At 72.6% G+C, this 20,976-nt stretch carries 19 protein-coding genes and 1 pseudogene; 7 read left to right on the forward strand and 13 right to left on the reverse strand.

Annotated elements, in window-relative coordinates; translation table 11 throughout:
• Window positions 1-377 (forward strand): annotated as a pseudogene (locus ACZ4AA_RS30175) (slipin family protein); the annotation flags it as partial.
• A 156-nt stretch (window positions 378-533) separates the two neighbouring features.
• Here ACZ4AA_RS30175 and ACZ4AA_RS30180 read toward each other — a convergent pair.
• Complete coding sequence (locus ACZ4AA_RS30180; protein ID WP_467609731.1) at window positions 534-1,484, reverse strand: NADP-dependent oxidoreductase; 951 nt, start codon at window positions 1,482-1,484, stop codon at window positions 534-536.
• A gap of 71 nt (window positions 1,485-1,555) precedes the next feature.
• On the opposite strand from ACZ4AA_RS30180, the gene ACZ4AA_RS30185 reads away from it, so the two are divergent.
• Window positions 1,556-2,545 carry a GlxA family transcriptional regulator gene (locus tag ACZ4AA_RS30185; RefSeq protein WP_467609733.1) on the forward strand — a complete coding sequence of 330 codons (990 nt, stop codon included), beginning with the start codon at window positions 1,556-1,558 and terminating at the stop codon, window positions 2,543-2,545.
• A gap of 36 nt (window positions 2,546-2,581) precedes the next feature.
• Here ACZ4AA_RS30185 and ACZ4AA_RS30190 read toward each other — a convergent pair whose 3' ends face one another.
• The 4 genes from ACZ4AA_RS30190 to ACZ4AA_RS30205 form a co-directional block, all read right to left on the reverse strand.
• Window positions 2,582-3,157, reverse strand: coding sequence for a TetR/AcrR family transcriptional regulator (locus ACZ4AA_RS30190; RefSeq protein ID WP_467609735.1), 576 nt, complete (start codon window positions 3,155-3,157; stop codon window positions 2,582-2,584).
• Entirely contained in the window at window positions 3,154-3,516 is a 363-nt protein-coding gene (locus ACZ4AA_RS30195; protein ID WP_467609971.1) for a DUF1304 domain-containing protein, read from the reverse strand. The genes ACZ4AA_RS30190 and ACZ4AA_RS30195 overlap by 4 nt, the downstream gene beginning before the upstream one ends.
• An 89-nt stretch (window positions 3,517-3,605) precedes the next feature.
• Window positions 3,606-5,237 carry an amidohydrolase gene (locus ACZ4AA_RS30200; RefSeq protein ID WP_467609737.1) on the reverse strand — a complete coding sequence of 544 codons (1,632 nt, stop codon included), beginning with the start codon at window positions 5,235-5,237 and terminating at the stop codon, window positions 3,606-3,608.
• Between the two features lie 35 nt (window positions 5,238-5,272).
• Window positions 5,273-6,766, reverse strand: a complete 1,494-nt coding sequence (locus ACZ4AA_RS30205; RefSeq protein ID WP_467609739.1) for an APC family permease — start codon at window positions 6,764-6,766, stop codon at window positions 5,273-5,275.
• 118 nt (window positions 6,767-6,884) lie between these two features.
• Between ACZ4AA_RS30205 and ACZ4AA_RS30210 the strand changes: the two genes are divergently transcribed.
• Window positions 6,885-7,616, forward strand: a complete 732-nt coding sequence (locus ACZ4AA_RS30210; RefSeq protein WP_467609740.1) for a TetR/AcrR family transcriptional regulator — start codon at window positions 6,885-6,887, stop codon at window positions 7,614-7,616.
• A 34-nt stretch (window positions 7,617-7,650) separates the two neighbouring features.
• Here ACZ4AA_RS30210 and ACZ4AA_RS30215 read toward each other — a convergent pair whose 3' ends face one another.
• Window positions 7,651-7,956 carry a DUF4235 domain-containing protein gene (locus ACZ4AA_RS30215; RefSeq protein WP_467609742.1) on the reverse strand — a complete coding sequence of 102 codons (306 nt, stop codon included), beginning with the start codon at window positions 7,954-7,956 and terminating at the stop codon, window positions 7,651-7,653.
• Window positions 7,957-8,076: 120 nt separating this feature from the next.
• On the opposite strand from ACZ4AA_RS30215, the gene ACZ4AA_RS30220 reads away from it, so the two are divergent.
• Window positions 8,077-9,213, forward strand: a complete 1,137-nt coding sequence (locus tag ACZ4AA_RS30220; protein WP_467609974.1) for a cation diffusion facilitator family transporter — start codon at window positions 8,077-8,079, stop codon at window positions 9,211-9,213.
• A gap of 73 nt (window positions 9,214-9,286) precedes the next feature.
• On the opposite strand, the gene ACZ4AA_RS30225 is transcribed toward ACZ4AA_RS30220, so the two are convergent.
• Window positions 9,287-9,730, reverse strand: coding sequence for a nitroreductase family deazaflavin-dependent oxidoreductase (locus ACZ4AA_RS30225; protein WP_467609744.1), 444 nt, complete (start codon window positions 9,728-9,730; stop codon window positions 9,287-9,289).
• Window positions 9,731-9,889: 159 nt separating this feature from the next.
• On the reverse strand, window positions 9,890-10,522 hold the full coding sequence (locus ACZ4AA_RS30230) for a LysE family transporter (RefSeq protein WP_467609746.1): 633 nt from the start codon (window positions 10,520-10,522) through the stop codon (window positions 9,890-9,892).
• Window positions 10,523-11,105: 583 nt separating this feature from the next.
• On the opposite strand from ACZ4AA_RS30230, the gene ACZ4AA_RS30235 reads away from it, so the two are divergent.
• Both ACZ4AA_RS30235 and ACZ4AA_RS30240 read left to right on the forward strand, forming a co-directional pair.
• Window positions 11,106-12,329 (forward strand): cytochrome P450, encoded by a 1,224-nt coding sequence (locus tag ACZ4AA_RS30235; RefSeq protein WP_467609976.1) that lies wholly within the window; start codon window positions 11,106-11,108, stop codon window positions 12,327-12,329.
• A 14-nt stretch (window positions 12,330-12,343) separates the two neighbouring features.
• On the forward strand, window positions 12,344-12,550 hold the full coding sequence (locus ACZ4AA_RS30240; RefSeq protein ID WP_467609749.1) for a ferredoxin: 207 nt from the start codon (window positions 12,344-12,346) through the stop codon (window positions 12,548-12,550).
• Between the two features lie 28 nt (window positions 12,551-12,578).
• On the opposite strand, the gene ACZ4AA_RS30245 is transcribed toward ACZ4AA_RS30240, so the two are convergent.
• From ACZ4AA_RS30245 to ACZ4AA_RS30265, 5 genes are all read right to left on the reverse strand, one after another.
• Entirely contained in the window at window positions 12,579-13,019 is a 441-nt protein-coding gene (locus ACZ4AA_RS30245) for a glutaredoxin domain-containing protein (RefSeq protein WP_467609752.1), read from the reverse strand.
• A gap of 262 nt (window positions 13,020-13,281) precedes the next feature.
• Window positions 13,282-14,940, reverse strand: coding sequence for an ArnT family glycosyltransferase (locus ACZ4AA_RS30250; RefSeq protein WP_467609978.1), 1,659 nt, complete (start codon window positions 14,938-14,940; stop codon window positions 13,282-13,284).
• A gap of 344 nt (window positions 14,941-15,284) precedes the next feature.
• The gene (locus ACZ4AA_RS30255; RefSeq protein WP_467609754.1) at window positions 15,285-15,947 is read right to left on the reverse strand and encodes an HdeD family acid-resistance protein; all 663 of its coding nucleotides are present in this window, start codon (window positions 15,945-15,947) and stop codon (window positions 15,285-15,287) included.
• Window positions 15,948-16,081: 134 nt separating this feature from the next.
• The gene (locus ACZ4AA_RS30260; RefSeq protein ID WP_339133223.1) at window positions 16,082-16,279 is read right to left on the reverse strand and encodes a hypothetical protein; all 198 of its coding nucleotides are present in this window, start codon (window positions 16,277-16,279) and stop codon (window positions 16,082-16,084) included.
• 128 nt (window positions 16,280-16,407) lie between these two features.
• Window positions 16,408-18,033, reverse strand: coding sequence for an MFS transporter (locus ACZ4AA_RS30265; protein WP_467609756.1), 1,626 nt, complete (start codon window positions 18,031-18,033; stop codon window positions 16,408-16,410).
• Between the two features lie 270 nt (window positions 18,034-18,303).
• Here ACZ4AA_RS30265 and ACZ4AA_RS30270 point away from each other — a divergent pair, with 270 nt between their 5' ends.
• Complete coding sequence (locus tag ACZ4AA_RS30270; protein WP_467609758.1) at window positions 18,304-20,970, forward strand: winged helix-turn-helix domain-containing protein; 2,667 nt, start codon at window positions 18,304-18,306, stop codon at window positions 20,968-20,970.
• The last annotated feature ends 6 nt before the right edge of the window (window positions 20,971-20,976 follow it).

Here is a 20,976-nt window from a genome sequence, read left to right on the forward strand (position 1 = left end):
TGGCCGACACCCCTGGAGCCCTCCAACTGCGCCTGCTCCAGACCGTGGTGGACGTCTCCGCCGAGAAGAACAGCACGCTCGTGATGCCGTTCCCCGTGGAGATGCTCCGCTTCTTCGAGCACCAGAGCAGGGAAACCGACGGCGCGCCCGACGGATGGGTCACGCACCGGAAGATCCGGCGCCCCGCGGTGCCCGCGACCGTCATGATCCCCGAACCGGCCGTCGAGGCACCGGCCGATGTGACCGAGGCCCGCCCCCTGAGCGGGGAGCGGGTCGGCTCCGGCGGCAAGCGCATCGGCCACCGTGCGCAGGTGGCCCGGGAGCGACGCGACAACTGGCCGGCACAGACCGACGCGGAGGAGTCACCGGTCGCCTGACCGCTCCGCCTCCGCGCTCAGGACAGGTCCGATACGGCCTTCGGACGGCTCAGCACCTCCTCCACGGAGGCCGAGGGCGGCAGGATCCGAAGATGCCGGCCAGCTGTGGACCCCGGTCGGCCGACACCGGCCGACCGGGGTCGAAGCCGTTCGGCGTCAGTCGACCACCAGGACCAGCTTCCCCGTGGTGCGGCCCGTGTCGCCCAGGGCATGCGCCTTGGCGGCATCGGCCAGCGGGAAGGTCTCGGCGACCGTGGCACGCAGGGCGCCCTTCTCGACCAGGTCCGCGACCGCCTCCATGCCCGTCCGGTCGGCGTCGACGAGCATCCGCACCGCCCGGACCCCGAGCCGCTCGGCCTCCTCGTAGAACGTGTCCGAACCGACGGGCAGGATCGAGACGACCATCCCTCCGGGGCGCAGCACGCGCAGCGAACGCAGTCCGGTGTCGCCGCCGATCGTGTCCAGGACGACATCGACGTCACGTACGGTCTCGGTGAAGTCGGCGGCGGTGTAGTCGACCGGCTCGTCCACACCGATGGAGCGCAGGAAGTCGTGCTTGCCCGCGCTCGCGGTGCCGATCACGTACGCGCCGAGGGCCTTGGCGATCTGCACGGCCACATGGCCGACCCCGCCGGCCGCCGCGTGGATCAGGACCCGCTGCCCCGGCGTGACGCCGGCCCGCTCGGTCAGTGCCTGCCAGGCGGTCAGGGAGACCAGCGGGAGGGCCGCGGCCTGCGTGTGGTCGATCGCCGTCGGCTTGTGGGTGAAGGCGCGGGCCGGGCCGGTCACGTACTCGGCGTGGGAGCCGTGGCCGAAGGGGTAGGGCAGCATGCCGAAGACCTCGTCCCCGGGCCGGAAGTGGGCGACGCCGATCCCGGTCGCCTCGACCACTCCGGAGACGTCCCAGCCGAGGACGAAGGGCGGCTCGCCGAGGAACCCTCCGTTCTCGCGGTGCTTCCAGTCGGTCGGGTTCACCCCCGCGGCCCGTACCCGGACCAGGATCTCGTTCGGTCGCGGCGAGGGCCGCTCCAGGGTCACTTCCTCAAGAACCTCGGGGCCGCCGAGGACGGTCTGGCTGATGGCTCGCATGGTGTTCACAGTGCTCATGGTGAACCAGCCTGCCGCGCGGCGCCCCGGCGGGAAATGGCATGATTGCCAACCTTCGATAAGATCGTGCCATGCGAGGTCGTGCGGTGCGACGGAACCGGGAGCAGTGGATGGAACAGCGGGTGGAGCGAGTCGTGGTTCTGGCGCTCGACGGCGTCTATCCCTTCGAGCTGGGCATGCCGAGCCGGATCCTCGGCGCGGCGGACGGCCGCTACGAGGTCGTGACCTGCACCGTCGACGGTGGTCCGGTCCGTACCGACGCCGACTTCTCCATCACCGTCGACCACGGTCCCGAGGTCCTGGGCACCGCGGACACGGTGGTGATCGCGGCCGTCACCCCGGCCCGGATCGCCGCCGCCCTCACCGACGAGGTGTCCGCCGCGCTCGCGCTCATCCGTCCGGGCACCCGTGTCGTCTCCATCTGCACCGGCGCGTTCGTGCTCGCCGCCGCCGGACTGCTGGACGGACGGAGGGCCACGACCCACTGGCATGTGACCGACGCGTTCCGGCGCATGTTCCCCCGGGTCGACCTCGACCCGGACGTCCTGTTCGTCGACGACGGCGACATCCTGACCTCGGCCGGAGCCGCGTCCGGCATCGACATCTGCCTGCACATCATCCGCCGCGACCACGGCAGCGAACTGGCCAACAAGGTGGCCAGGCGCTGTGTCGTCCCGCCGCTGCGCGAGGGCGGCCAGGCCCAGTTCATCGAGCAGCCCGTGCCGGAGCCCTCGACGGCGAGCACCGCCGCCACCCGCGACTGGGCGCTGGCCCGCCTCGGCGACCCGCTGACCCTGAGCGATCTCGCCGCCCACGCCGGAATGAGCCTGCGCACCTTCGCCCGCCGCTTCAACGACGAGGTGGGGCAGAGCCCCGGCCGCTGGCTCATCCAGCAGCGGGTCTCGCGGGCCCGCCATCTGCTGGAGGCCAGCGATCTGCCGGTGGACCGGATCGCGGGCGAGGTCGGCTTCGCCACGGGCGCCTCGCTGCGCCAGCACCTCCAGGCGACCATCGGGGTCTCACCCCAGACGTACCGCCGGACCTTCCAGACCACGCGCTGAGCGGCGAAGGGGCGTCCGCACCCACGGCCCGAGGGGTCACCTGCTCCGGTGCAGGGCGACGAGGAGTTGCCAGACCTCGTCCGCTACGGCGTCCGGGGTGCCTTCCAGCAGACCGTGCAGCCAGTCCGCCAGGACGCCCGCGAAGGTGGCGGCCACGGCGGAGGCGACGAGGGGCGCGTCCGCCGCCCCGGCGAGCGTGCGCTCGGCCAGGCTGCGGGCGCGCAGGTCGCGGTGGAGCACGAGGCCCAGCGGGCCGCCGCCGCCCGGGCTCAGCAGCGCGCGGTAGAGACCGGCGTGCGGGGCGAGTCCGGTGAAGAAGGTGCGCAGCGCGGGGGGAGCGGACACCGGGTCCGGCCGGCCGCGCCAGGCGTGCAGCGCCTCGACGGCCTCGCGTACGACATCGGCGCAGGCGTCGACCGCCAGCGCCTCCAGGTCGGCGTAGTGCAGATAGAAGGTGGCGCGGCCGACGCCGGCCCGTCGCACCAGCGCGGCGACGCCGGTCTCCTCCAGCGGATGCTCGGCGCACTCCTCCAGCAGCGCCTGCCGCAGCTTGGCGCGGGTCCGGGCGGCGCGCGGGTCGTCAGGGGCCGTCCGCCGCTCGCCGGGGGTCATCCGGCGAGCAGCACGGCGGCGAGGGCGATCGCCCCCGGCAGCGCCTGGGCGAAGAGGATGCGCCGGTTCGCCGTGACCGATCCGTACACCCCCGCGACCACGACACAGCACAGGAAGAAGACCTGCGCGTCGTGGCCGGTCGGGTCGGACGCGATCAGCCCCCATACGAGGCCCGCGGCCAGGAATCCGTTGTAGAGACCCTGGTTCGCGGCGAGCGGAGCGGTCTCCCGCGCCATCGCGGCGTCGAGTCCGTGCAGCCCCCGCCCGGGCTTCTTCTGCCACAGGAACATCTCCAGCACCAGGATGTACGCGTGCAGCAGGGCCACAAGACCCACCAGCACGTTCGCGGCCGTCTCCATCGTCACCGGACTCCGATACGCCTCGTCGCTTCTTGGACAGGTGTCCACTATAGCTGGACGGTTGTCCAAGAAGCGACGCCCGTCGGCTGTCAGGCGTCCGGTGCCGCGTACACGCGCTCCCCTCCGACGTAGGTGAGGGCGACCCTGGTCTCCTTGATCGCCTCCGGCGGCCCCGCGAAGGGGTCGCGGTCCAGGACGACGAGGTCCGCGAGGGCGCCCGGACGTAGGGTCCCGGTGTCGTCGAGGTGGTTCACGTACGCCGTTCCCGCGGTGTACGCCGTCAACGCGGCCGCCAGGTCGAGGCGTTCGCCCGGCAGGAACACCGGCCCCGGCTCCTCCGGGCTCACCCGGTTGACCGCGACATGGATGCCCTGGAGCGGATCGGGGCTGCTGACCGGCCAGTCGCTGCCCGCCGCCAGCCGTGCGCCGGAGCGCAGCAGCGACCCGAACGGGTACTGCCAGGCGGCGCGTTCGGGCCCGAGGAACGGAATGGTCAGCTCGTCCATCTGCGGTTCGTGGGCGGCCCACAGCGGCTGGATGTTCGCCGTGGCGCCGAGCGCCGCGAAGCGCGCGACGTCGTCCGGGTGCACGACCTGGAGATGAGCCAGATGCGGACGGGTGTCGCTCGGCCCGTTCGCCTTCCGCGCCGCCTCCACCGCGTCCAGGGCGTGACGTACGGCGCCGTCGCCCAGTGCGTGGAAGTGGCACTGGAAGCCGAGCGCGTCCAACTCGGTGACGTACGAGGGAAGATGCGCCGGATCGATGAAGCTCTTGCCCCGATTCGACGTGGCGCAGCCGCACTTGTCGAGATAGGGGTCCAGCAGTGCGGCGGTGCCGTTCTCGGCGACCCCGTCCAGCATCAGCTTCACGCTAGTCGCCCGGAACCTGCCGTGCTCCAACGCGGCCCGTCTCTCGACCAGTTCGGGGACCTGCTCGGCACCGCGGGCGCGGTCCCACCACAGGGCGCCGACCACCCGCGCGGTCAGCGAACCGTCGCGGGCCGCCGCCGTGTACGCCTCGGACGGATCGTCCATGCCCACGAAGGTGCCGACGATCGCGTCCTGCCAGGCGGTGATGCCCAGCGCGTGCAGATGCCGCTGGGCACGCAGCAGCGCGGCGAGCCGGTCCGCCGAGGTGGCCGGGGGAGTGAGCCGGCCGACCGCCTGCATGGCCCCTTCCTGGAGCATCCCCGTGGGCTCGCCCGAGGAGTCCCGTTCGAAGCGCCCGTCGGCGGGATCGGGCGTGTCCCGGGTGACGCCGGCGAGTTCGAGGGCTCGGCTGTTGACCCAGGCACCGTGATGGTCCCGGTTGGGCAGATACACCGGCCGGTCGGGTGCGACCGCGTCCAGGAGCTCCTTGGTCGGCGTACCGCCCGCGAAGGCCTCCATGGACCAGCCGCCGCCGGTGATCCACTCCCGCTCGGGGTGGGCCTCGGCGTACGCGCGGACGGCGGCCAGGGTGGCCTCGGCGGTCCGCGCGCCGGTGAGATCGCACCGGGAGAGCTCCAGGCCCGCGGGGAGCGGGTGGACGTGCGCGTCCTGGAACCCGGGCAGCAGAAGCCGCCCGGCCAGGTCGACGACCTCGGTGCGCGGGCCGGCCAGGTCGTGGACCTCGGCGTCGCCGACGGCGGTGATCCGGTCGCCGGTCACGGCCACCGCGGTCGCGGTACGGCCCTCGGGGGTGAACACCGGGCCGCCGGTGAGAAGAAGGTCAGCGTGCATGGTTTCCGTTTCCTTGTCGGGGTGGCCGAAGACGCTCAGCCGGAGGTGGCCAGGAGCTCGGGCGCGTCGGCGTCGGTGCCCCGTCCGGTGGTGAAGTACGCGGACTTGCGGCCCCACTTGGCCCAAGCCCCGGCCACGAAGCCCGAGACCACCATGAGGGTCGGGGTCAGCAGCAGGAACCAGCCGTTGTCCGCGCTGACCTCGAAGTGATCGGTCGAGTCGTAGAAGGACCAGGCGAGATAGCCGCCGAGGCCGAGCAGCGCCACCGCGCTCAGAGCGGGCAGCACGACCGCCCGTATCCCCTCCCACCGGTTCTCGCGCAGCAGTCCGCGGAACCGTGCCGCCGCCGCGAGCGCGATGAGCGCGTACGACAGCGCCACGACGATCCCCACCGCGTTGACCGTCGCCATGATCATGTCGGCGAGCCGGGGGATCACGAGCGAGAGCGTCGCCACCACCACCGCCATCGCGCCGATGAGCAGCGTGCCGGCCGCCGGAGTGCCGTACCGGGCGCTGACTCTGGACCACACGGGCCCGAGCGTACGGTCCCGGCTCATCGCGAACATCCCGCGCGCCGTCGGGATCACCCCGGCCTGGAGCGAGGCGACGGCCGAGAACATCAGCGCCACCAACGGCAACGCGGCCAGCGGCTGGTCGGCGAGCCGGTTCCCGAGGAAGGCCAGCCCCTCGGCGCCGTGCCCGGCCAGCTCGTTCTCCGAGAGCACGCGCTGGAAGGCGATGGAGCCGAGCAGGAACAGCCCCAGCATGGTCACCAGCGTGATGGTCCCGGCCCGCGAGGCGTCGCGCGGATCGCGCACCTCCTCGTTCACGGTGAAGGCGGCCTCGAAGCCCCAGTAGCAGAACACGGACAGCAGCAGGCCCTGCGCCAGCGCCGTCGCCGAGGGGATCTGGAACGGGTCGAACCAGCTGAGGCTGAAGGGGTGCGGACCGGTCACGATGCCGTATCCGCAGAAGCCCAGCAGGACGACGTACTCGAAGACCAGCAGCCCGGCCTGGAGCCGCGCGGCCGTTCTGACACCGGTCACCGCGGTGAAGGTGACGGCGACGAGGATCACGACGCCGACCGCGGTGGTCTGGGCGGTCGAGCCCGGATCGAGCGTCAGGCCCGACACCCGGTGCAGCCCCGCCTGCCCGGCGAGCTGGATCATCGCCGAACCGGTCACCGCCGTGGTGTACGCGAGGAACGCCACCGTGGCCACGATGCTCACCCAGCCGACCAGGAACCCCAGCCAGGGACTGAGCGAACGGCCCACCCACACATAGCCGTTGCCCGCGTTGGGCTCCACCTTGTTCAGCCGGGAGAACGCGCCCGCGATCCCGAGGATCGGCAGGAAGGCCAGCAGCATGATCGCGGGCAGATGCAGCCCGACCACCCCCGCCGTCACTCCGAGGCCGATCCCGATGCTGGTCGTCGCCGCCGTGCTGGAGGCGGCGATGGCGATGCCGTCCAGCACGCCAAGCGTCTTGCGCAGGGACGGGGGATCCACACCGTACGACTTCTGCGTCATGGCCTGCTCCGATCACACCCGGGGCCTGATTCCGGCCCGATGACCGGAAATGAAACTGCCCGGAGCCTTAACAGGTCAACGCCGTTGACATAAGGTGCCCGCACCGGAGGGAGACCCCATGACGTCCACGCACGACCGCCTCGTCCCGCCCGCCGCCCGGCGGCGCAGACGCCCCACCAAGACCGGTGTCGTCCTCTCCGAGGAACTCATCGTCGAGACCGCCCTGCGCCTGCTCAAGGAGCACGGCGCCGACGCCCTCACCGTCCGCCGTCTGGGCCTCGCCCTCGGCGCCGACCCCAGCGCCCTGTACCGGTACTTCCGCGACACCGACGACCTGCTGCTCGCCATCGCCGACGAGCTCATCGGCCGCACCCTGAGGGCCTGGCGTCCCACGGGGGACTGGCGCGCCGACCTCAGGGATCTCGGCCTGCGCGTGCACAGCGGGTCCCTGGCCCATCCGCAGGCCGCCGTGCTCAGCTCCTACCGCGTGACCGGCCGCGTCCACGAGATCCAGGCGGTGGAGCGGATCCTCGGGGTGCTCCGCGGCGCCGGATTCCCGGATCCCGAGGCCGTACGGATCTATCACGCCTTCGTCGACCAGGCCCTCGCATTCGCGGCCCTGGACGCCGCGAGCACCGCCCTGCCCCCCGCCGCTCGCGAGGCCGAGGCCGGCGTGTGGCCGGCGCTCTACGCCCGGCTGCCCGCGGACACCCACCCGAACATCGCGGCGACCGCACGCCATCTGGTCCTCGACATGCGGCACAGCGCCTATCCCACGGCGCTCGACATGCTGCTCAGCGCGGCGGCGGCCCGGCTCGCGGAGATCACCGCACCCGGCCCGCAGCACTGAGGACCGCTCCCGCCCGCGCCGTGGTCGTGGCGTCTCAGTCGCGGCCCGATCTGTCGGGGGAGGGCCACACGCCCGTGGACCGTTCGATGGCCTTCGCGCCCGAGCGGTCCACCGCGCTGCGCACCACGGCGAAGATCGCGCCCTGGAGGGCGGCGGCGAGCAGCACCTCGCCCCAGCCGCGGTCCCGGTCCAGGGCGTCGGGGGCGTCCTCCTCATGACGTATCGCCATCCAGGTCTTCTGGAAGGCGATACCGGCGACGGCACCTCCGGCCCAGCTCAGCACGAAGCCGATCGGCTTGTACGCCAGGGACAGTGTGCGTTTCTTCTGCTTCTTGGACACCGAGGCTCCTTCTCCGCTCCGAAGACCGCGAACCCGCGCGGCCTCCTCCCACCGGGTACGAGTGCCCTGGTGCCGCCCCCGTACCCCTCGGCCCGATTCTCCCGGTCCGTCCGGTGTGAGGTGCGGGCCTGTGGGAAACCGGCCGGTGTGAGTGGTCAAGAGGCGACACAGCCGGCGGATGGAACCGATCGCGCCCCGGCGGGGCGGCGGCGGAAGGAGGACGGCTCGGACGCGCGGACCAGGGTCACCGTGATCGTGGCGCTGGGCGCCAATCTGCTGATCGCCGTGGCCAAGGCGGTGGGAGGCCTGATCTCGGGATCGCCGGCGCTCCTCTCGGAGGCCGCGCACTCCGTGGCGGACAGCATGAACGAGGTGTTCCTGCTGGCGGCACTGCGTCGCAGCCGCCGGCCGGCCGACCGACGGCATCCGTTCGGCTATGGCAAGGAACGGTTCTTCTGGTCACTGCTCGCGGCCGTCGGCATCTTCGTCATGGGTGGCTGCTTCTCCTTCTTCCAGGGCTTCGAGGCGCTCCGCAACGGTGCCGACGAATCCTTCGGCGGCTATATGACGGGGATCGCGGTGCTCGTCGTGGCCCTGCTCGCGGAGGGCGCCTCGCTGCTGCGGGCCCTCTTCCAGGCCCGTGGCAAGGGGGGTGACGGCCTGCGCGACCCGGCCCTGCGGACGGTCGTCGCCGAGGACGGCACCGCGGTGCTGGGCGTGAGCCTCGCGATCGTCGGCATGGTGCTCCACATGATCACGGGCCAGGTGGTGTGGGAGGCCTGCGCGTCCTTCGCCATCGGACTGCTGCTGGTGTGCATCGCCTTCTGGCTCGGCAGCGACGCACGGGAACAGCTCATCGGGCGGGCCGTCGACGAGGAGCAGAGCGGCCGGATCCGCGCACTGCTGAAGGCGCAGCCCGAGATCGACAGCGTCGAGGCGCTGCTGACCATGGAGCTCGGTCTCGACTCCACCCTGGTGGCCGCCCGGATCGACCTGGTCCCCGGGCTCGACAGCGAGGAGGTCGAGGAGGTCGCCGTCCGCATCAAGCGCTCGGTCGCCCACACCTTCCCCGAGGCCGACCAGATCTTCCTGGATGTCACTGACGCGGGAGCGGCACGAGCCGCCGCGCGCCACGGCGAGCGCGGGGCGGGCGAGAGCGGGGCCGGCGACGGCGAGAGCGGGCCGGGTGACGACTCCGGGGAAGGCCGCGCCACGACAGGAAGCCCCGCCGCGACGGGGGAGCGCGGCGGGGCCTGATCCGCGGGTGCCCGCCGTCGTCCGGTTCATGCGCACCGGTACGGCGGGACACCCGGGAGTACGGGGAACCGGATCAGCCGGCCGGCTCCAGGACGAAGACGGGGATCACCCGGTCGGTCTTCTCCTGGTACTCGGCGTACGGGGGATACGCGGCGACCGCCCGCTCCCACCACTGCTCCTTCTCCGCGCCCGTGATCTCCCGAGCCGTGAACTCCTTGCGCTCCGGCCCGTCCTGGAGCTCGACACGGGGGTCGGAGGTGACGTTGTGGTACCAGACCGGGTGCTTGGGAGCGCCCCCGAGCGAGGCGACCACGGCGTACCGTCCGTCGTGCTCGACGCGCATCAGCGGGGTCTTGCGGACCTTTCCGCTCTTGGCGCCGCGTGTCGTGAGAATGATGACGGGCATCCCGGTGTCCATCAGGGTGTTCCCCTTGGTCCCGCCGGAACTCTCGTACAACTCCACCTGGTCCCGGACCCACTGCGTGGGGCTGGGCTCGTACTCGCCCTCAAGTGGCATGACTTCCGTCCCATCGTCGCGTCGGACTGGTCGTGTCTCGGCACGATTCAACACCAGGGCGGACGCGAATCTTCCGCACCGCGGCCCGCGTGGCCCGCCGCGCCGGGCCGATCCCCCGGTGGGGTGTACCCGGCGTGCACGGGCCGCCGGCCCGGGTTCTCATGCCGGTGCCATAAGTACCCGCACGGCCAGCAGCATGATCACACCGCTCGACGCGAGCCCCGTCACCAGCCGTCCCCGGTGCCCGGTCAGCGTCCGGCCGAGCAGGGCGCCGCCCCCGGCGATCAGGAGCTGCCAGCTCGCCGACGCGGCGAACGCGGCGAGGACGAACACCCCCTGTTCCAGCGGAGGTACCGCCTCGGCCGACCGGCTGCCGAGCACCAGCGCGGCGAAGTAGACGACGGTGGTGGGGTTGAGCAGGGTGATGCCCAGGAGGGTCAGATAGGCGCGGCCGGGGCGCGGGGGATCCTGTCCGGTCCGCTCGGCGAGCAGGCGTTCGCGGTACCGGCGGACCGCGCCGATCGTGCCCCGGACCGCCAGCACGGCGAGGACGAGCGCGGAGGCCCGGCTCAGCGGGAGCATCACCGGCCGGAGCGCCGCGGCGAGCGCCGAACCCCCGAGGGCGGCGGCCAGCGCGTACAGTCCGTCGGCCGTCGCGACGCCCAGCGCGGCCGAGGCGCCGATCCGCAGGGACGTCCGAGCGGTGAGGGAGACGAGGTAGGTCGCGACCGCTCCGACGGGCATGGCGATGCCAAGGCCCGCGAGAAGCCCCGCGACGAGCGCGGCGGTCACGACCGGGGAAGCGCGGGCCTCCGGGGTCGGCCGGGCTGCTGCTGGACCCGCACCGGACGGTCGGCGGCGGGGGTCGGCGGCAGGAAGGCTTCGTTCGTGGACATGGGCAGATGTTCGGGCCGCCGGACACTCCCGCGCAACCTGTTTTCGGAAGGGGTCTCCCGTGGGGTTCGAGCCAACACCGGGCGGGCCGGGAGCCGGCCGGGTGCCGGCGGGGCGCTGGACCCGGGGGAACCGGAACCGCGCCCACCGTGCTTCGGCCAGATCGCGCGAGCGGCTCATCTGGCCGAACTTCGCGTGGCCGCATAGGTGCCTGGGGCATCTAATGAAGATCGGCAAGAGGGAACCGTCGCTTGCGAGGTCACTCATGACAGAAACCCCCCTGACCCGATCCCCGGCACACCGGCCCGCGGAGCCCGAGCGCTCAGCCGGCCGTCCGGCATCCGGGCCCGCGGAGTCCGAGCCTTCAGCCGGCCGTCCGGCACTCAGGCTCGCGGAGTCCGAGCGCTCAGCCGGCCGTCCGGCATCCGGGCCCGCGGTGTCCGCGCCGCCACCGGGCGCGTCCGCACAGGACTCTTCGGACATCCCCGGGGGCGTCTCCCCGGACACCGCTCCGGTCGCCTTCCCGCAGGACCGGACCTGCCCCTACCACCCGCCCGCCGCCTACGCCCCGTTGCGCGAGGGGCGTCCGCTCTCACGGCTCTCCCTCTTCGACGGGCGGGTCGTCTGGGTGGTCACCGGCCACGGAGCCGCCCGTGAACTGCTCGCCGATCCGCGGCTGTCCACGGACCGTACGCGGCCCGAATTCCCCGCGGTCACCGAGCGGTTCGCGGCGGCACGCAACCGCAGGATCGCGCTCCTCGGTGTCGACGATCCCGAGCATCACGTCCAACGCCGCATGCTGGTACCGAGTTTCACGCTCAAACGGATCGGCGCGCTGCGCCCCGGCATCCAGGAGACCGTCGACCGGCTGCTCGACCGCATGGCCCGGCAGGGCCCGCCCGCCGAGCTGGTGAACGACTTCGCGCTGCCCGTGCCCTCCATGGTGATCTGCGCGCTCCTCGGAGTGCCGTACGGTGACCACGACTTCTTCGAGGCGCAGTCCCGCCGGCTGCTGCGGGGGCCGGCCGCCGCCGACATCGAGGACGCGCGCGACCAACTGGACTCCTACTTCGGCTCGTTGATCGACCGCAAGGAGAAAAACCCCGGGGAAGGGCTCCTCGACGAGCTCATCCGCGACCAGCTGCGCGAGGGAAGGGTGGATCGCGAGGAGCTGGTCTCGCTGGCGACGATCCTGCTCGTCGCCGGGCACGAGACGACGGCGAACATGATCTCGCTGGGCACCTTCACCCTGCTCCAGCACCCCGGACAGCTCGCGGAGCTGCGGGCCGAACCGGCTCTGATGCCCGCCGCCGTCGAGGAGTTGCTGCGGTTCCTGTCCATCGCGGACGGGCTCCTGCGGGTCGCGGCCCAGGACATCGAGATCGCCGGGACGACGATCCGCGAGGGCGAGGGTGTCGTCTTCTCCACGTCGGTCGTCAACCGCGACGAACGGGCCTTCCCCGAGCCCGACACGCTGGACTGGCGGCGCTCGGCCCGGCACGCCTCGGCCCGGCATCATGTCGCGTTCGGCTTCGGGGTCCACCAGTGCCTCGGCCAGAACCTGGCACGGGCCGAGATGGAGATCGCGCTGCGCTCGCTCTTCGACCGCTTCCCCGGACTGCGGCTCGCCGTCCCCGCCGACACCGTGCCGTTCAAGCCGGGGGACACGATCCAGGGGATGCTCGAACTCCCCGTGACCTGGTGAGGGGCCGCGCGGGCATGGACACGGGCATCGCGATCGACAAGGACGTCTGCATCGGCGCGGGCCAGTGCGCCCTGGCCGCTCCGGATGTCTTCACCCAGGACGACGAGGGATACAGCACGCTGCTGCCGGGCCGCGCGGAGAACGGCGGCGACCCGATGCTGAGGGTCGCGGCGCGGGCCTGTCCGGTGAGGGCGATCACGGTGATCGAACGCGCCCCCTGACAGCCCGGGTCGGCGGTTCGCCGCCCGATCACCGAGTGGGGGAGAGCTGTTCGCGGAGCCACGCGGGATCGGGGTTGGTGTGTGGCCGGCCGCCGGCCACCACGACGGTCGGCACGGTCTCGTCGCCGTCGTTCACCGCCCTGACCGCCGCCGCTCCCGCCGGGTCACGCCAGATGTCGACCCAGTGCGCCCGACGGGCTCGCGTGCCCAACCGGATGCGCAGGCGCAGACAGTACGCGCAGCCCGGCCGCCAGTAGACGACCGGCCGACCGTCGACCGCGCTGCGCCGTCCCGCCTCCAGCGCGCTGATCGACTTCGGGAAGACCAGAGGCGAGTTCACGCCCGCGAGCAACACGAACACGAGCAGGAGGGCCGCGGCCGCACCGAAGTCACCGTCGACGATCAGATGTGTCGCGGCGGCGGAGCCGCAGAGCACGAGCAGTACCGGCAGGATCCAGGCGCGCACCATGAGGACGCAGGCTATCAACGCGTCGGGACGACGTGCCGCGAGCCTCCCGTGGGGAGCCGGGAGGTGCGGCGGGCTCCGTACACCGGAAGAGCACGGCGGGCCCGGGCGAGGCCTTCACCTGGGGGGATCCGGGACCCGCAGAGACACCATGCACCAGAAAGCGGCCACACCGATAGATCATGGCCGGAACTATTCAGCCGCGTGCTCGGGGACCGGTCGCCGCGATGGTTCCGGGGCGTCGGAGCCGAAGTTTCCGGCGTGCTCACGGCCTCCGGAACAACGTCATCGAATGGCCGACCTCGTCGATCCGCGTGCTCGTCGCGAGCAGTGCCTTCAACGAGGCGTCGGCCTTGTCGATCGAGGTGTCGGACACGGCCAGCAGTCCGTGCACGCGGGCCGAGGGCACCGTTCGGGGGTCGGTCGCGTCGATGCCGTACGCGGACGGCACACCGGCGCCCTTGTAGACGAGCCACACCTTCTCGTGCGGGTAGCGGTCCTTCAGCCGGTCGGCGAGACGGCCGAGGTCCTGGCCCCAGTCGACGTTCGAGTCGTGCAGGCGCAGATACGTCTTCTCCGGGCCGCCGAACGCCTCGTTCGAGTACGTGAGGTAGTAGGGGTACGTCAGCAGGGAACTGACGCCGACGAACAGGACCAGCGCAGCCGTCACCACCTGCGCCCACTGCGGCCAGGGCCTGCGCAGGACGCCGGGCCACTCGGACCAGGGCCGGCGCGCCGCCTCCGCCCCTCCCGGCCGGCGCCCGAGGGCCGCGACCGTGCAGCCCGCCGCGACCGCCAGGAACACCGGCATGAACAGGGCGTAGCGCACGCCGAGGTCGCGGGAGCCGGTCATCGCCGAGGCCAGGAGCAGCGCCGGCGGGATCAGGAGGTACGGCGCCGCCGGGCGCAGCCCGCGGACGGTCAGGAGGGCGAGCGAACCGGACGTCCACAGGGCCGTCATGCCGAGCGGGGTCTTCACCAGCAGCGCGGCCGGCAGGTAGTACCAGAGCGAACCCAGGTAGAGACGGCCGAACAGGAAGCCGCCCCAGATCTCGTTCTCGAAGCCGGTCTGGACCCGCATCCCGTCCCGGTAGGGCCGGGGAAGCGGCAGAGCGTCGATGAGCAGCGCCCGCAGGCCGTGCACGGCCGGGAGGTCCGCGGGCGCCGTCCAGCGCAGCCGGGGATCGACGGCCAGATACGTCGCCCACACCACGGCGACCACCACCACGGCCATCCCGGCGGCGGCCGCGGCACCGAGCCCGAGCAGCCGGATCCTCCGCGCCCGCGCGTCCTCCTCCGGTTCCGCGTCCCGGCCGGAGCGGCCCGCGTGCCACACGGAGACGACCGCGAGGAGCAGCACCACCGGTATCGCGGGCAACATGCTCATCTTCGTGGCCACCGCGGCGCCGAGCGCCGTCGCGGAGAGGGGCAGGTACAGCGACGGCCGCCGCCTGGCCCGCCACACCAGCCACACCGACGTCAGCAGAAAACCGGTGGCGGGCACGTCGAGCGTGGCCAGCGAGCCGTGGGCGATGACGTCGGGAGAGAACGCGTAGAGCGCGAGGGCCACCAACGCGCCCGCGCGGCCCGCGAGTTCACGGGTGAACGCGAGGACGACCAGGCCGAACAGCAACGTCAGGACGATCACGGGCAACCGTGCCCACAGCATCAACCGCCAGGGATCGTTGCCGGACTCGTACAGGACGTGCCGTCCGAGCTCGGTCTGGTCGCCCTGGAAGGCGGGGTCGAGATGCGGGTGCGCGAACAGCAGCCCGGCCCCGATGATCAGCTTGCCCAGCGGCGGATGCTCGGGGTTGTAGCGCAGGTCGTGCTGCTGGACGTAGACCGTCGCCGCGCCCACGTACACGGGCTCGTCGATCGTCGGGGTCTGCTGAACGGCCGTGGTGACCATGGCGACGGCCATCTGGACCAGCAGCAGTGCCACGGCCACGGTGAACACGGCCCCCCTGCGGCGCCGCAGCCACCCGAGAAGCGTGTGCGGTTCCACCGCGCCGTTCACCGGCGCGCGCTCGGCGTGCCTGCTGGCCAGGAAGGTCGACATGCCCTTTGTTACGTCCGCTCCGTGCGTACCTGCTCATCGGGCGGCCCGCGAATTCGGGTACGCGCCGAGGCGCCGGCCGGAGGATCCGGCCGGCGCCCGGTCAGGGGAGTCACGAGTATGCCCGGCCTCGCGCACAACTCGTGGAATCGTGGGCGGCGGTGTGCGTGCGGCCGGGTGGCCCGAACCTCCTCCGTTCCGGCCTCGCCTCAGTAGGGGGAGGCCGGGTCACGGGGCCCGGCGGAGACCGCCCGGCGCAGGGCGGCCCGCCAGGCGAAGGCCACGGCGAGTTCCACCAGACCGATCAGCACCATCCACAGACCGAGCAGCCGGGTCAGGGCACGGGCCGACTCGGTCGGCAGGGCCAGGACGACGATGCCCGCGATGACGCCGATCGCCGCCCCGCACAGGACGAAGCCGCGGTGCGGCAGATCCCTGGCGGCCAGGGCGGTGTACCCGGTCAGCACGCCGGACACGAGCCAGACGATGCCGAGGATCAGGGAGAGCGCGGCGATCGTCTGCATCGGGTGGCGCAGACACAGGACGCCGGCCAGTACGTAGAGCACCGAGATCAGCAGGGTGGCGAACCGGTTGCCCTGCTCCCGGTGGCCGAAGACGGACACGAACCGGAACACGCCGATCACCAGCAGGTAGAGCCCGAGGAGAACCGCGAGCACGTGCAGGGTCTCCTCCGGCCAGACCAGGACCAGGATGCCGGGGACCAGTGTCGCGACGGCCGAGCCGAGGAGCCAGGTCCAGGAGGCGCCGACGCGGTCCAGCAGCACCACGGGGTCGCCGGGGGGCGCGGAAGCCGGGCCGCCGGGCCCGGATCCCGGTCCGGAGTGCGGTGCCGAACCATGCGATTCCGTCATGGTTCCTCCTCACGCGGTCGAGCGGGCCGGTCGCGGACCGCCGACGGGACGGTGGGTGGATTCCCGGCATCCACGCTCCCGCGCCCCGGCGCCCGGCGGCTCACCCCCGGCGGGTGATCCTCGGGTCCCGGTGTCTACCCGGGCAGTTGGCGCATCTCCACCACCCGCAGTCCGAGCGAGCGGCAGCGGGCCAACAGTCCGTAGAGATGGGCGTCGTCGACGACCGGGCCGAACAGGATGGTCTGCCCGGAGATCAGCACATGGTCCATCTCCGGGAACGCCTCGGAAAGCGTCTCCGACAGATGTCCCTCGACGCGGATCTCGTACTGCATGCGGGGCTCCCCGGCGGGCGGCCCGGGGCGGGCGGACGCCACCCTTCCCCACGATCATCCGCCCGCGCGCCCCGCCCGCCCTCACCCGCAGAAGGTGAACCTGGGTCCGCGGCCGCCCTCCCCTGTCCTCACGCCTGTCCGGGGGAGGCGGCCGGGGCGTCGTCGCCGGGGGGCTTCGCCCGGCCCGCCGGCCCGGTCGGCAGACGCGTCGTCACCAGGAAGCTCGCGAGGGTGATCCCGCCGGCCGCGAGGATCGCCGCCTTCAGACCGTTCAGCTGCGCCGTCGCGTAGGAGTTCGTGACGGCGTCGACCTCGGCCGGCGGCAGCCCGGCCTGCTCGGCCGCGGTACGCACCTGGTCGGTGGGGACGAAGCTGATGCCCGCTTCGAGCGCGATGCTCGTCTGCGCACGCGCCTCCTGCGACACGTCCGGGTGCTTCGCCACCTGCGTGGTGAAGGCGTGGGCCAGGGCGCCGACGAGGATCGAGCCGATCAGCGCGGTGCCGAGCGCGGAGCCCAGGTTCTGGGCCGTGAACTGGAGCCCGCCGACCTCGCTGCGCTCCACCTCGCCGACACTGGACTGCACGACGTTGCCCAACTGCGAGGCGAGCAGGCCCATGCCGACGCCCAGCAGCGCCATGGCCCCCGCGAACTGCGCGTCGTCGATGACCGGGTCGATGGTGGCCAGCAGCCAGGTGATCGCTCCGAGCAGCGTCAGCAGGGCCAGTCTGACCACACGGCGCGGCCCCATCACCCGCCCGAGCCGCGAGGCCAGCACGGAGGCCAGCAGCATGGTGACGGACACAGGGAGCAGGCGCAGTCCCGTCTGGAACGCGTCGAATCCCTGCACCACCTGGAGGTACAGCGGGATGGCGAAGAACAGCCCCAGCAGGATGAGGTTCTGGCTCACCAGGGTCAGCAGGCCCGAGCGCAGGGGCGGCCGGTGCAGCAGTGACAGATGGATCAGCGGGTCGGTGCCGTGTGCCTCCCTGCGGCGCTCCCACTTGGCGAAGGCGGCCAGCACGAGGACCCCGACGGAGACGACGAACAGGGTCGGCGCGAAGCCGAAGATCGTGAACGGAGGGTTCTGGGGCTGCACCCATCCCCAGGTACCGCTCTGGAGGACACCGAGGACGCCGAGGCCGAGACCGGCCGCCGACAGGAAGGCGCCCACGCCGTCGAGCCGGGGGCGGTGTTCGGGCCGGGGCGACTCGGGGATCGCCCGGCGGAAGCAGAGCATCGCGATCACGACCACGACCTCGCCCGCGAAGACCAGACGCCAGGTGAGATACGTCGTCACCCAGCCGCCCAGCAGCGGTCCGACCGCGATGCCCGCACCGGCGAGTCCGCCGATGACGCCGTAGGCGGCGGCCCGGTCCCGTCCGGTGTACGACTCGGCTACGAGGGCGGCCATGGCCGGCAGCACCAGCGCGGCGCCGAGACCCTCGACCACCGACCAGCCGAGCGCGAGCACCCACAGGGTGGGCGCCACCGCGGTCAGGGCCGACCCCGTGCCGTACACGACGAGTCCGACCAGGAACAGCCGCCGGCGCCCGAAGATGTCGCCGAGCCGCCCGCCGGTGGCCATGAAGGCCGCCATGACCAGCGCGTAGAGCGTGATGACGGCCTGGATGGCGGTCACCTCGGTGTCGAAGTCCTCCACCAGCTGGCTGATGGACACGTTCATGACGGAGGTGTCCAGGACCATCAGGAACTGGGCCGTCCCGAGTACGGCCAGAGCGCGCCAGTGTTTCACCGGTGACCACCTCATCGATTCGGCCCGCGGGGCCGCGCGCCGGACGGGTGTCCGGCCGGGCTCCGCTCGCACCGCACCTCCATGGCACCCGCAGCACCGCTCCCGCGCCACCCGGGCGACGCGCGGTGGGGACCCGAGCCTGCCTTGCGACATTCCGGACAGCGGGTGACGATCAGTGTGCGGGGGTTACACCGGGGAGGGAGCCGTGGACCCGGACCACATCGGATCGGACGCGTCGCCGCTGCCGGGAGCGCGCCGAGGCAGGATCCCATGGCAGGGCTGCTGACCCCCGGGGGCGACCCCCTGCTCGCCGTCCGGTTCACGGTCCCCGACCTGACGGAGACCTTCGTCCGCAGGCCGAGGCTCGTCGGACGGCTCACCGAGGGGGTCAGGGGAGGACCCCTCACCCTGGTCAACGGTCCCGCGGGCGCGGGCAAGACGCTCCTGGTCGCCCACTGGATCTCCACCATGAGCAGCCCGGACGACGTGGCCTGGCTGACCGTGGAGCACGAGGACACCGGCCCCGGCATCTTCTGGACGTACGTCCTGGAATCCCTGCGCCGGCACGGAGCCGCCGTTCCGGACGACATCGGCAGCCCGTCCAGCCCCGGAGACGTGGACCACTCCCTGCTGACCCGGCTGGCCGCCTGGCTGAGCGAACGCGCGGAACCCGTGATCCTGGTGCTCGACGAGTTCGACCGGGTCGGCGCCTCGGCCGAGGTCGCCGACGAGCTCCAGTTCGTCCTGCGCCACGCGGGCGGCGGTCTGCGCCTGGTCGTCGTCAGCCGTACGGAACCGCAACTGCCCCTGCACCGCTACCGGGCCGCCGGTGAGATCGCCGAGGTCCGGGGCGCCGACCTGGCGTTCGTCCCGGGCGAGACGGCCGCCCTGCTCAGACGTCACGACATCCGGCTCTCGGAGGACGGCGCCCGATCGCTGACGCAGTGGACCGGCGGCTGGGCGGCCGGACTGCGCCTGTGCATCCTCGCCGCCCAGCACGTCGACGATCCGGACACCTTCATCAAGAACTTCGAGGCCGGCCAGAGCACGCTCGCCGACTTCCTCCTGGCCGAGGTCCTCGAAGCGCAGTCGGAGGAAACCCAGGACCTGCTCCTGCGGTCGAGCATCCTCGATCAGATCCACCCGGATCTGGCCAACGCCCTGACGGGCCGGGACGACGCTGATCCCCTCCTGGCCCGGCTCCAGCACGCCAACGCCTTCGTCGAGGCGATCGGCCACTCGTGGTACCGGCTGCACCCCCTGTTCGCGGAGATCCTGCGCGTCCACCTGAGGGTCAGACTTCCGGGCCTCGAACCGGAGCTGCACCGGCGGGCCGCCCGCTGGCTGAGCGAGGCGGGACTGCTGGCCGAAGCGCTGCCGCACGCGGCCGGGGCGGGCGAATGGGAACTCGCCGCGGACCGGTTCGTCGACGAGCTGGCCATCGGAGAGCTGCTGACCGGACTCGACGCCGAGCGCCTCGACGGACTCTTCGCCGCCATGCCCCCGGACGCGGCCGGTCCGGCCGCCTGCCTGGTGCGCGCCGCCCGTGAACTCGTACGCCACGACGTCGACCGCGGACGCGACTATCTGCGCCGGGCCGGAGAGAACCTGGGCGAGGAGGGTCCGGAAACGGCGGCCCTGCGGCTGAGCCACGCCCTGCTGCGGGTCTTCGCCGCCCGGCTGACCGGCTCCGCCGACCGGGCCCAGGCCGCGGCCGAGGACATGAGGGCGGCGGAGCCGGACCTCCCGGCCGAACGGCTGGACCGGCACCCGGAGCTGCCGGCCCTCATGCTCACCGACCTCGGATCGGCGCAGTTGTGGGCGGGACGGTTCGACGCGGCCCGGGCCTCGCTGTCCGCGGCCGCGCAGGTCGACGACGGGCCGTCCACCGCCTACCCCCGGCACGAATCCCTGAGCCGGCTCGCCCTGATCGACCTCCTGTGCGGCCGGCCGAGCCGCGCGGAGTCGCACGCGCGGGCGGCGGTCGCCGAGGCGGAACGCTCCGGTCTGCCGCCCGCCGCCCGGACGGGCGTCGCCCAGCTCGTCCTCGCGGCCGTCGCCGTCGAACGCGACGATCCGGCCGCCGCGCAGACCCATCTGGACCAGGCGACCGCCTGTGGCACGGCCTCGCACGATCCCGTCGCGACGGCGGGTCTTGCCCTGCTGCGCTCGCACCTCCTGCTGGCCAAGGGGCACCCGAAGGAGGCGCTGCGCGTCCTCCAGGAACTGCGGCGCCCGCCGCACGGGGTCGAGCCCTCGCCGTGGGTGCGCGACCGGGCCGCCCTGGCCATGTCCACCGCCTATCTGGCGCTGGGCGAACCGCTCGCCGCGGCGGAGGTCCTCGCGGAGGAGGGGGCGACCGGGCCCGAGGCCACGGCCGCCGCCGCACGGGCCCGGCTCGCGACCGGTGACCGGCAGGCGGCGCGCGGCCTGCTCGACGCGCTCAGTCCCGAGCCGGACGAGGGCCCGGGGATCGTGGTCCGGGTCCTTCTCGCCCGGGCGCAGACCGCTGACGCGCTGGGCGACGACTCCACCGCCCAGCGGCTGGTGGCGCGCGCCCTGCGGACGGCCAGGCCGGAGCACCTGAGAAGACCGTTCCTCGAAGCGGGCCCCTGGCTGCGGAACTTCGTGCGGCACCGGCCCGTCCTGGCACAGGGCCAGGAGTGGCTCCCTAGCATGGCCGCGGTCCGGGATGCCGGGCAGACCTCGCCGCAGGGCGGGGAACCGCCGGCCGAGCCGGTGATCGAACCGCTCAGCGAACGCGAACAGGAGGTGCTGGAACGGCTGGCGCAGATGATGTCGAGGGACGAGATCGCCGCCGACCTGCATCTGTCGGTCAACACGGTCAAGACCCATCTCAAGAGCGTCTACCGCAAGCTCGCGGCCACCCGCCGGGGCGAGGCCGTACGCCGGGCCCGCGACCTGCACCTCCTGTGAGCGCGG

The sequence above is a fragment of the Streptomyces sp. NPDC024698 genome (assembly GCF_055559015.1).

Coding starts and splice junctions, on each gene's coding strand:
- ACZ4AA_RS30180 (WP_467609731.1), bottom strand. CDS start 1,484: ATGAGCACTGTGAACACCATGCGAGCCATCAGCCAGACCGTCCTCGGC.
- ACZ4AA_RS30185 (WP_467609733.1), top strand. CDS start 1,556: ATGCGAGGTCGTGCGGTGCGACGGAACCGGGAGCAGTGGATGGAACAG.
- ACZ4AA_RS30190 (WP_467609735.1), bottom strand. CDS start 3,157: ATGACCCCCGGCGAGCGGCGGACGGCCCCTGACGACCCGCGCGCCGCC.
- ACZ4AA_RS30195 (WP_467609971.1), bottom strand. CDS start 3,516: ATGGAGACGGCCGCGAACGTGCTGGTGGGTCTTGTGGCCCTGCTGCAC.
- ACZ4AA_RS30200 (WP_467609737.1), bottom strand. CDS start 5,237: ATGCACGCTGACCTTCTTCTCACCGGCGGCCCGGTGTTCACCCCCGAG.
- ACZ4AA_RS30205 (WP_467609739.1), bottom strand. CDS start 6,766: ATGACGCAGAAGTCGTACGGTGTGGATCCCCCGTCCCTGCGCAAGACG.
- ACZ4AA_RS30210 (WP_467609740.1), top strand. CDS start 6,885: ATGACGTCCACGCACGACCGCCTCGTCCCGCCCGCCGCCCGGCGGCGC.
- ACZ4AA_RS30225 (WP_467609744.1), bottom strand. CDS start 9,730: ATGCCACTTGAGGGCGAGTACGAGCCCAGCCCCACGCAGTGGGTCCGG.
- ACZ4AA_RS30240 (WP_467609749.1), top strand. CDS start 12,344: ATGGACACGGGCATCGCGATCGACAAGGACGTCTGCATCGGCGCGGGC.
- ACZ4AA_RS30245 (WP_467609752.1), bottom strand. CDS start 13,019: ATGGTGCGCGCCTGGATCCTGCCGGTACTGCTCGTGCTCTGCGGCTCC.
- ACZ4AA_RS30250 (WP_467609978.1), bottom strand. CDS start 14,940: ATGGCCGTCGCCATGGTCACCACGGCCGTTCAGCAGACCCCGACGATC.
- ACZ4AA_RS30255 (WP_467609754.1), bottom strand. CDS start 15,947: ATGACGGAATCGCATGGTTCGGCACCGCACTCCGGACCGGGATCCGGG.
- ACZ4AA_RS30260 (WP_339133223.1), bottom strand. CDS start 16,279: ATGCAGTACGAGATCCGCGTCGAGGGACATCTGTCGGAGACGCTTTCC.
- ACZ4AA_RS30270 (WP_467609758.1), top strand. CDS start 18,304: ATGGCAGGGCTGCTGACCCCCGGGGGCGACCCCCTGCTCGCCGTCCGG.